We start from the raw sequence: 8,910 nt of genomic DNA on the forward strand, positions 1-8,910 counted from the left end.
CCTTTGGTTTATGTTGATTTAATTTTATGTGGCCCAAGTATGAGCAAACAAACAATGTGAAACCTTCAACTTATACATTATGGGCAATCACATTTATTCCATTACCAGCATCTTCTGCCATTGCATTCGCCAATGCTTTTCTTGAATCTTCTGAAAAATAAGTTGCAGCAAATGGAAAGAAAAAACCAATAAATCCGGCTCCTTTTACTCCTAGTTTTCCTATATTTTTAATATTCTGAACTTTCAGTCCCGGCAATTCTTTTGCCAGATTAGGAAGATATTTTGGACGTACTACCCCTGCTCCGTCTTTTGCTGTCTTTATAAGAGAATCTGAATATTTCCCGTTACGAATATTTTCTACAATTGCTTTTCCTTCTGGTGTTTTCCAGACTTCCCGTGAATTTATTCCCTCTAATACAGATAGATCCTTAGATAAGGCTGTTCCTTGTTTTATTTCTATAAGATTTTCCTGCCAATTCTGAACATACCACTTACCGTTGAAGAAAAACGGAGTTTTACCATCTTTACTGGCCAAGTTTCCTTTTTCATCAAGTTCTAAAATATCAGGACTGGCAAGGTCTCCCGGAGTAGCATTTAAAGGGTCTTTAAAATAACCCGGTATTTTACCATTTTCATCAACCTTATCATTCATATCCTGATAATGAGAGTTATCCTGTAAGGAAGTATTTCTTATTCCTTCTCTTTCCCAATAGGTTCCTTCATTCATTAAATACATCGTACCCCCCATCCATAAAGCAACTTTTCCTAGCCCTATTGCTCCAGCAGCCATCACGGCTTCTCCCGCAAAAATGGCAAACCCTGCACCACCAAATAAAGAGGCAGCTGCGTTAAAGCCAATTTCTTTGCTATTATTACTTTCAATTTGTGCTGCATATTTCTTAGCAACAGAATAACTAAAAATAGGGGTAAGTATTCCTCCTGCATCACATGAAAGCATAGAATTTTGAGTAATCGCATTTTTTTTATCAAATTTCACCGTCAAATGTTCTATTTTCCAACTGCCATTTTCCAGTGAACCTGTACACAAATGATTTATTTGGGTAGAATGATAAACCCCTGCAGCAACACTCAACGCTGCTATTCCTACCCCTGCTGCTATTACCCATCCTACAGGATTGGATAGTAAGGCTAATCCTACTAATATTCCTGCTCCAAAACATAAAAAGCTCCACATTGCATTTTTAGGGCTTTTGCAAGGAAACTCCTTATCTCTGATGTTTCGGTCTTCGATAGTAAGTAAAGGTCTTTTCTTATCTTGTCCATAAAAAACAGTAGGTTCCTTTCTTGTATCAATAAATTGTCTGGGTTCTGCATCTGTTTGAAATGTACAGATAGCATAGACATCTTTAGGTATATATGAAGCACTCATATTATTTGTATATTTTTATTTGATAGAATACCAATATTTATTATTAAATTTATTTCTTTCCACGATCTCAAAGTTCAGCTCATGTTGTAAAGTTTTAATTAGGGTAATTAAAATATCCATATCAATTCCTTCAATGCTGTCGAGGAATATTTTTTTATCATTCACAAGCTTTATTTCTAATCTTAAGGCTGATTTTTTTTGAGTTGCCACTGAATCATAATTGTAAGTATGAAAACCAACAACATCGGATTTCGTGTATTTTTCTTCTTTATTATTTTTTTTAATGTATAGATAATCTTTATCAATTCCCAGAGTAACATTAACAGATAGCAACTTCATAACAAAATAAATTGTTATAAAACACAATAATCCAAAAATCATCATGAATGACAGTTTAAAATTTGTTCCAATAAAAAAATAATATATTGCCGTCCAGAATAAAATACAGGGAATGGCCAATGAATAAGCATATTTTGGATTAAAAGCTATTACATTTTTTAAATAAAACTCTTTTTTCATTTAATGAATTTAATATTTTAAAGTTTACTGTGTCTGTAGGCGTCTTGATAATCTTTTTTCTTTAATTTTTATGATTATTAATAATCAATTTGTTTTAAGTCAAACTGAGTGATATTCTGATAATTATTTTTAACCTCTTCTTTTATCAATACAGATGCATTTACAATAGAACCTTTCTGTTTATCAAACATTCTTCGAACCCGATAATCGTAATTGTATTCGCTAAAGCTATACTCTATAATAGGTTTGTAAAATTGATTATACTGATCTTCTAAAATAGAATTATCAATTTTTTCCCTTAAAAGTTTACCTACGGTTCTATATTCCACAAAATAATCATCTTCTTTGATAATAGAATGTTGCAATTCTAGCTCCACTGGTATGTTAACAAATATCTGAGAGGTAAATTTCAAAATAGGATTTTTTATTCTCTTTTTATGAGCATTATAATCATTGAACAATACATGATAAAGAAGTGATTTATCATACGTTTTCCTTAGGTTTGATTCATTTTCAAACTCTATTGCACCTCCTTTAATAATATCTTCAGCAGCTTTAGAATTTATTTTTTCAACCTGTCTGTAAAACTCAGAAGCAGCCAACTTAGGTTTAAAGAGTTCCCATTTTTCTTTAATCTGAGAAAAATTAACAATTTTTTTTATGGTATTATCATCGTTTAAATCGAAAGTAGCATTTTCTTTATCAAATTCAAGTTCCTTTACTGCTTCAAGAGCTAGAGCAAGATTTTCAGGGTTTATTTTATACAAATATTCTTTAAGTTTTACTCTAGCCTTCGTATTTAATGAATTTTGCTCAACAGTATATTCCTTTTTTGTATTACAGTGAAATGTTACTCTGTCTTCTAATTTCGTAGTGTTAAATTGTTCACATCTATATCTTGACTTCTGAGTGAATTCCGATTCTGCAGACTCTTCTACTGCTTTCCTTTTTTCTTCCTCATTTTTTTCTTCCAAAAACAGATACTGTAAATGAGCAGGAAATTTGTTACCTATAATAAAATTAGTTACTCCACAATGCTGATTATGAAAATTGATTATTTCTTTAACAGTTTGTTTATTATTTTCTGCAATAGATTCTAAGGTGTCTCCTTTTTGTATTTTATAGTGTATAAGCTCCATTTTCTAATTTATATCTACTGAACTTCCTGTGATGGCAGTATTTCCGTTAAAAACAGCTTTTGCTGTACCTGTTCCTTTTATCTCAACCTCATCACTCGTAACTGTAATTTTTGTTTTTGTAATTTCAATTTTACTACTTCCTACTTTAAGAGTTATTTTATCTATTCCTGTCAAATCAATTACGCCTTTATTATCCATTGTAAATACACTATTTGTATCTCCTACAGTTACTTTATGAGTATTTCCAACATCTGCAATATGATCACATCCAACTTCCAGCTTCTTATTGTTACCAATTTTATCCGTTTTATTATTACCAACGGTTTTGGTACTGTCATTATTGGCATTATGAACTACATTTCCAGCTCCATCAAAGAACATATTGGCTCCACCCTGATCCTTAAGATTCATTGATCCGGCTCCGTTGTCATATTTCAATTCGGCACCGCTTCTTCCACTAAAGCTCATCACATTATTCCCCACACCACCGCCGGCACCAATTCCACCATGGAACATTCCTCCCATTACAAACGGACGGTCAGGATGCTGGTGTACAAAATTGATGATAACCTGGTCTCCTACTTCAGGAATAGACATAAAGCCACGGTTTTTGCTTACTTTATCGCTGCTTCCGGCATCCGGAGACATGACACGGATAAATTCTGTGATATCCGGACCATTCTGCCAGTCAAACTGCACCTGAACTCTTCCCTGGTTTTGAGGATCTGTATTGGAAACTACTTTTGCAAACTGAGCCTCTGCTTTTGGTATTTCAAATTCCGGACGTGGAATAAAGCCAGTATCTGCGGCAATAGCTTCAAATTTACCATCATAATATCCTCTTGCATCTACCTCATGAGTAACTGCGATAATCATCAGCTTGGTGAAATAAGAGGTCTCATTGCTTTCTGATTTACGCATTTCAATATCAGCAGTACATCCCGGATATAAGAAAGGTACGGTAGTAGTTCCGGATGTGATAAATACTTCTGAAGCTTTACTTCCGGCCGTTCCTTTTTGAGAAGCGTCAATATCCATGAAAGAAGAAGCTTTTATTGGAGCTACTCTTAAAGATGGAGTGGTAAACGTTTTTTCTGATATTTCGTAAGCACGTCTTGCAATATCTGAAGTATGGCTGATCTTTGAACTTCCACCCGTCATTTTTTCATTCTTGCTGCTATTATAACCATAAAAAGAAGGGCTTACATGCTGGGCTTTCATTTTGATGGCAATATCGCTTACACTGCTGCCGTAGGTAAGTTTCACAGGCTTTTCCTGAGGTGGAAGCTTTCCAAAATGCAGAACTTCTCCGTCATAGTAAAACTGCTCACCATAAGCTTCTGCCATTCTTGCCAGATAATTATAGTGCGTTTCTTCGTATTGTGAGCTGTAGGAAACATTTCCATGCTGGGCATCCACTCTGAAATCAAATTTATTCTGACCAAGTCCTTCACTGATGACGTGATACGCAATACTGTTCAAACTGATCGGCTGGCTTCCTCCAAAACTCTGAATGTGAGGAGCTGCATCCAACAATATGGTAGGACTATATCCTTTAAGAACAATATTTCCAAGGTTTCCTTTTTCCTGGCTGAACCCTACTTCCGTAATTACTCCCACGAAGTTACGCTCTGCACCCTGCAGAATATCCTTATATTTGAAAACAACAGTAATTCTTTTCCCAAGGAAATTCTGGGCTTCCTGAAGATTATGATTTTCTGCGTTTCCCAGTGTGTCATGAGCAAGCGTAAGGTTAAATTCATGATGTTTGGAGGCACTCTGCACCAATTTAAAATGTTTAAAATGCCTGATAATCTGCCCTTCAATAACCACATCCAGTTTTACCACACGGTTGATTCCGGCAATAATACTTTGAGGAATGGCTTCAGCATTATGTATTTTTGAGGTAGGCTGTTTGGCCCACACTTTATTTTCAACAATAGATGGATTGTTCGGAACAAAAGTCTGGTTCATGAACATATTGGCTCCCTGTACAGTGTTCATGCCCTGTTGCCCGGCTTTTACTGCTTTTTCCACTTTATTGCCCGCTTTATTCAGCTTTTCTTCTGCTTTTTCAGCAATATTCTCCTTTACATTTTTCAACTGTTCTTTGCTGTCTTTCAAACCAGTCTTTGGGCTATCTACTTTAATTGTCTTGTCATCCTGAAACATAGTGTTTTTGTTTAAGTTAAAATTAAATAAACTGCTGATTGTGCAGCAATAGAATCAAAAAATATAAGGTTAGATCTACATAATCTGTTGGCTAAAGGCTAATTTTTAAAATCTGTTCTTATGAAAAAACAGGACAGCATACTCTTTCGAGCGCACTGTCCTGTACCAATTTTATTTTTACTAAGATGATGAATAGGCTTATTTACCTGCCGAAGGCCACAGTCCAGCGTATTGAGAAGTACCGTAGTCAATAGTTTCAGCACTTACTACGAAGCTGATTAGCATACTGTTGCTGTCTACAGCGTCGAAGTCTACTTCGTGTTGGATTACATATCCGTTCTCCCATTTCAAAGTGATCAGAGTTCCTTCTTCGTGAGATTTGTTGAATACAATTTCTCCTACTGTTGGCTTATATTTTCCGTTCAATAAGCTTTCCAGGATGTCTGATTTTTCAGTAGCTTCTACTGTAACTTTGATTAGAGCGTTAGAAGGATCTGATGCTACACGTCCTGATACGTCTGTTGATCTTGATACGCTGTAGTTCATTTTTAATAATTTCTGACCTTCTCCGTTGTTGAATTTTAAGATTCCTCTCGAATTTCTTTCTGCCATGATTTGTAAATTTTAATCGTTAATAATATTTTGTGATTCAGTGATTGTGTAGCAAATATAGAAGGTCTTTTTTCGGTAAAAAAACTTTTCGTCATAAATCTGAAAAATTGTAGTAGTTCTACGACTTTTTGTAGTAATTCTACGATATTGGATTTAATAACTCCACTCAACAGCTCTACAATAAGGACTTTACAAAATTCATAAAACACTGATAAAAAGGGATATTTTCCACATGAACGAGAAATATTAATACTTTTTAAGTAAAAATTAACACACCTTAACTTTTACTTAAAAATCATAAAATAGAAAATAAAACCCTTAGATTCTTGTCTGTAAAATTCAAAAATTCACACTTTTCTAAAGACATTTTTATTCTCTACATGAATATATAAAGTATCTCTGATTTTAACCTTTATTCTAATGTAGGATAAACATAAAAAAATAACCAGGCCATAAACAGGCTTGGTTATTTTTACTATTGTTAATCGGTTTAAGGTTGTCCTCCGGTTCCGGCTCCTCCACTTTCTTTTATTGATCTGCTGAGTATCTTATGTTTTCTGAGAAGGAAATCAGGCATCAGGTCAGTGGGAAGATAAAAGGTACTTTCTCCTTTTTTCTGCAATTCTTCTGTAATTCCCGGATTCCAGGCAAGTATTTTATCTACATCCACATCCAGCTCATCAGCGATTACACTCAAGTTAAACCCGGCATTGATATCTGTTTCTGATAATGTTTCATTGACTACTTTTCTGTTTCCATTTTCAAAAAACACCTTATTGATCCTTGCAGAATTATAATTGTTCAATACACTCTGAAGTTCTCCAGTTGCATAGCAGGCATTAAGGTATTTTTTAACATGATTGATGGTTTCGGCAGGAAGATATTTGTAAAATTCGTGGTATTGGCTTGAACCTGCAGTCTGCATCGCCTTGGCTATATTTCCTTCACCACAGTTGTAAGCAGCTACTACCGTTACCCAGTTATTGTATTTTTTATACAAATTGGCAAGGGAAATAACGGCTGTTTTTGTGCTTTTATACACATCTGTACGTTGATGTTCTGCAAGACCATACTGGTTGGCATGTGCAGTCATCAGCTGCCAAACGCCTACTGCTCCGGCTCCGGAAGTAATGTTTTTGTCAAAATGGGATTCAATAAGAGCTAAGTTCCTTAAATGCTTGGGAAGCCCTTTCTGAAGGAGCAGCTGCTCAATAAACTCAACAAGATCTTTGTTGGAATTAATGATTCCCTGGTATTTTCTCACACTGCTTTCTGAGGTATCTGAAGCAGCAAGAAACTGCCCGTTTACCAAAACAACAGTTCCCAAAAGCATTATCCCTGTAAAGATATTTCTGACAATGGTTTTCATCTTACTATTATTTATAAAGCAAAAAGGCAAATTTATGAATTGCCCTCTTGCTATTTACTGTCTTATTAATCTACTTTCCAGCTTAATTTTTCTTCTTCTTTATTCCAGTCAACATGAATGGTTTGTCCGGATTTCACTTCTTCTCTTACGATCATTTTGGAAATAGGTCTTGCCAGCTGTGCACGAATTACCCCGGAGATCTGTCTGGCTCCATATTTACTGCTAAATCCACCCAAAGCAAGGTTTCTTACAGCTTCATCACTAATCTTTAAAGTAATTCCCAATCTGGTTAATGAAGTATGAAGTGATTTCAACTGAATATTGAAGATTCTTTCTGCAATAGATTCCGTGATTGGTGCAAAAGGAATAATTTCTGTAATTCTGGCCAAGAATTCCGGTCTGAACCTTCCTGAATTAGACATGATCTGCATCAGTGATGAGGATTCAGGTACTTTTCCTTCTTCAAACTGTTTTACAATCTCTTCGCTTCCGATATTGGAAGTAAATAAGATCAATGCGTTGCTGAAATCTCCTTCTTTTCCAAGTTTATCATGCACTTTACCCTCATCCATGATCTGAAGGAACACATCAAATACGGAGTGGTGGGCTTTTTCAATTTCATCAAATAAAACCACGGTATAAGGCTGTTGTCTTATCTTGTTTACCAGCATACCTCCTTCTTCGTATCCAACATATCCCGGAGGCGCTCCATATAATAACGCTGCTGAATGTTCTTCTTTAAATTCGGACATATCAAAACGAACCATAGCCTTCTCATCGTTGAACAATAGCTCAGCCATAGATTTGGCAAGCTCTGTTTTTCCAGTTCCGGTAGGCCCTAAAAGGAAGAAAGATCCGATAGGCTGGCCCGGTTTGTTTAATCCGCTTCGATTCTCAACAATGGCATCGGAAAGGATTTTTAAAGCATGATCCTGTCCTACTACTCTGTTCAACAGAAGGGATTCCATGTTCAGAAGCTTTTCTTTTTCCTGTGCCTGGATTTTCCCGATCGGAATATTGGTTTTAGCAGCCATTACAGCAGCCAGTTCCAAACGATCTACTTTTTCTCTTTTTTTAGCAGCATGCTGTAAAAGCTCTGCATAAGTATCTTCAATAATCTTCTGGATCTGATCTACCGGCATAGAGTTGTCCAAAGCAGGCTGTTCACTTAATGATCCCCATAAAATAGGGCTTATTTTATCTCTCAATAAATTATAAGTCCAGATCAGTTCATCTGCCTTATCTTTATTATCCAAGAATTCTTCTTTTAAAATAGCGTCATAGCTTTCTTTCCAGCTGTCCAGCTCTTTCTCAGAAAGTTCATCCAGCATTTTAATGGCAGCCATTGTTCTATCTAACAAATCGATAGCAGCATCCGGTAATTTTTTACCTTTTGCATATCTTTTGGCTAAGCGTACACATTCCGGAAGGGCTGTTTTTTCCACTTCAATACCATGGTGCTTTTTATAGCCTTCAAGAAGAACGTCAATCATTTTTACACAAGTCTTTTCATCCGGCTCATTTACAGTTAACACCTCAAAACGGCGATTAAAAGCCTGCTCCGGCTCAATAATTTTTCTATATTCTTCCTGGGTAGTAGCCCCTATAACGGTAATTTCACCCCTTGCTAATTCAGGTTTCAGAAGGTTGGCAACGTTTCCGATGCTTCCTTTCGGATCTAAAAGGGTATGAATTTCATCAATGAAAAG

General features: G+C 35.6%; 7 protein-coding genes. All 7 read right to left on the minus strand.

What is annotated here, in order from left to right; all coding sequences use genetic code 11:
* Nucleotides 1–70 precede the first annotated feature (70 nt).
* Nucleotides 71–1,390 (minus strand): hypothetical protein, encoded by a 1,320-nt coding sequence (locus tag BBH99_RS05295; RefSeq protein WP_066692970.1) that lies wholly within the window; start codon nucleotides 1,388–1,390, stop codon nucleotides 71–73.
* Nucleotides 1,391–1,405: 15 nt separating this feature from the next.
* A complete protein-coding gene (locus BBH99_RS22705) occupies nucleotides 1,406–1,729 on the minus strand; it encodes a hypothetical protein (RefSeq protein ID WP_139260240.1) in 324 nt (107 codons plus the stop codon).
* A gap of 257 nt (nucleotides 1,730–1,986) precedes the next feature.
* Nucleotides 1,987–2,883, minus strand: a complete 897-nt coding sequence (locus BBH99_RS05305) for a hypothetical protein (protein WP_123873018.1) — start codon at nucleotides 2,881–2,883, stop codon at nucleotides 1,987–1,989.
* 168 nt (nucleotides 2,884–3,051) lie between these two features.
* A complete protein-coding gene (locus BBH99_RS05310) occupies nucleotides 3,052–5,220 on the minus strand; it encodes a type VI secretion system Vgr family protein (protein WP_066692978.1) in 2,169 nt (722 codons plus the stop codon).
* A gap of 198 nt (nucleotides 5,221–5,418) precedes the next feature.
* Complete coding sequence (gene tssD, locus BBH99_RS05315) at nucleotides 5,419–5,832, minus strand: type VI secretion system tube protein TssD (protein ID WP_066692745.1); 414 nt, start codon at nucleotides 5,830–5,832, stop codon at nucleotides 5,419–5,421.
* Nucleotides 5,833–6,322: 490 nt separating this feature from the next.
* Complete coding sequence (locus tag BBH99_RS05320) at nucleotides 6,323–7,201, minus strand: lytic transglycosylase domain-containing protein (protein WP_083188753.1); 879 nt, start codon at nucleotides 7,199–7,201, stop codon at nucleotides 6,323–6,325.
* Between the two features lie 65 nt (nucleotides 7,202–7,266).
* Nucleotides 7,267–8,910, minus strand: a 1,644-nt coding sequence (locus BBH99_RS05325) for an AAA family ATPase (RefSeq protein ID WP_066692981.1), incomplete at its 5' end; no start/stop codon positions are given.

This window comes from Chryseobacterium contaminans (genome assembly GCF_001684955.1).
GTDB lineage: Bacteria > Bacteroidota > Bacteroidia > Flavobacteriales > Weeksellaceae > Chryseobacterium > Chryseobacterium contaminans.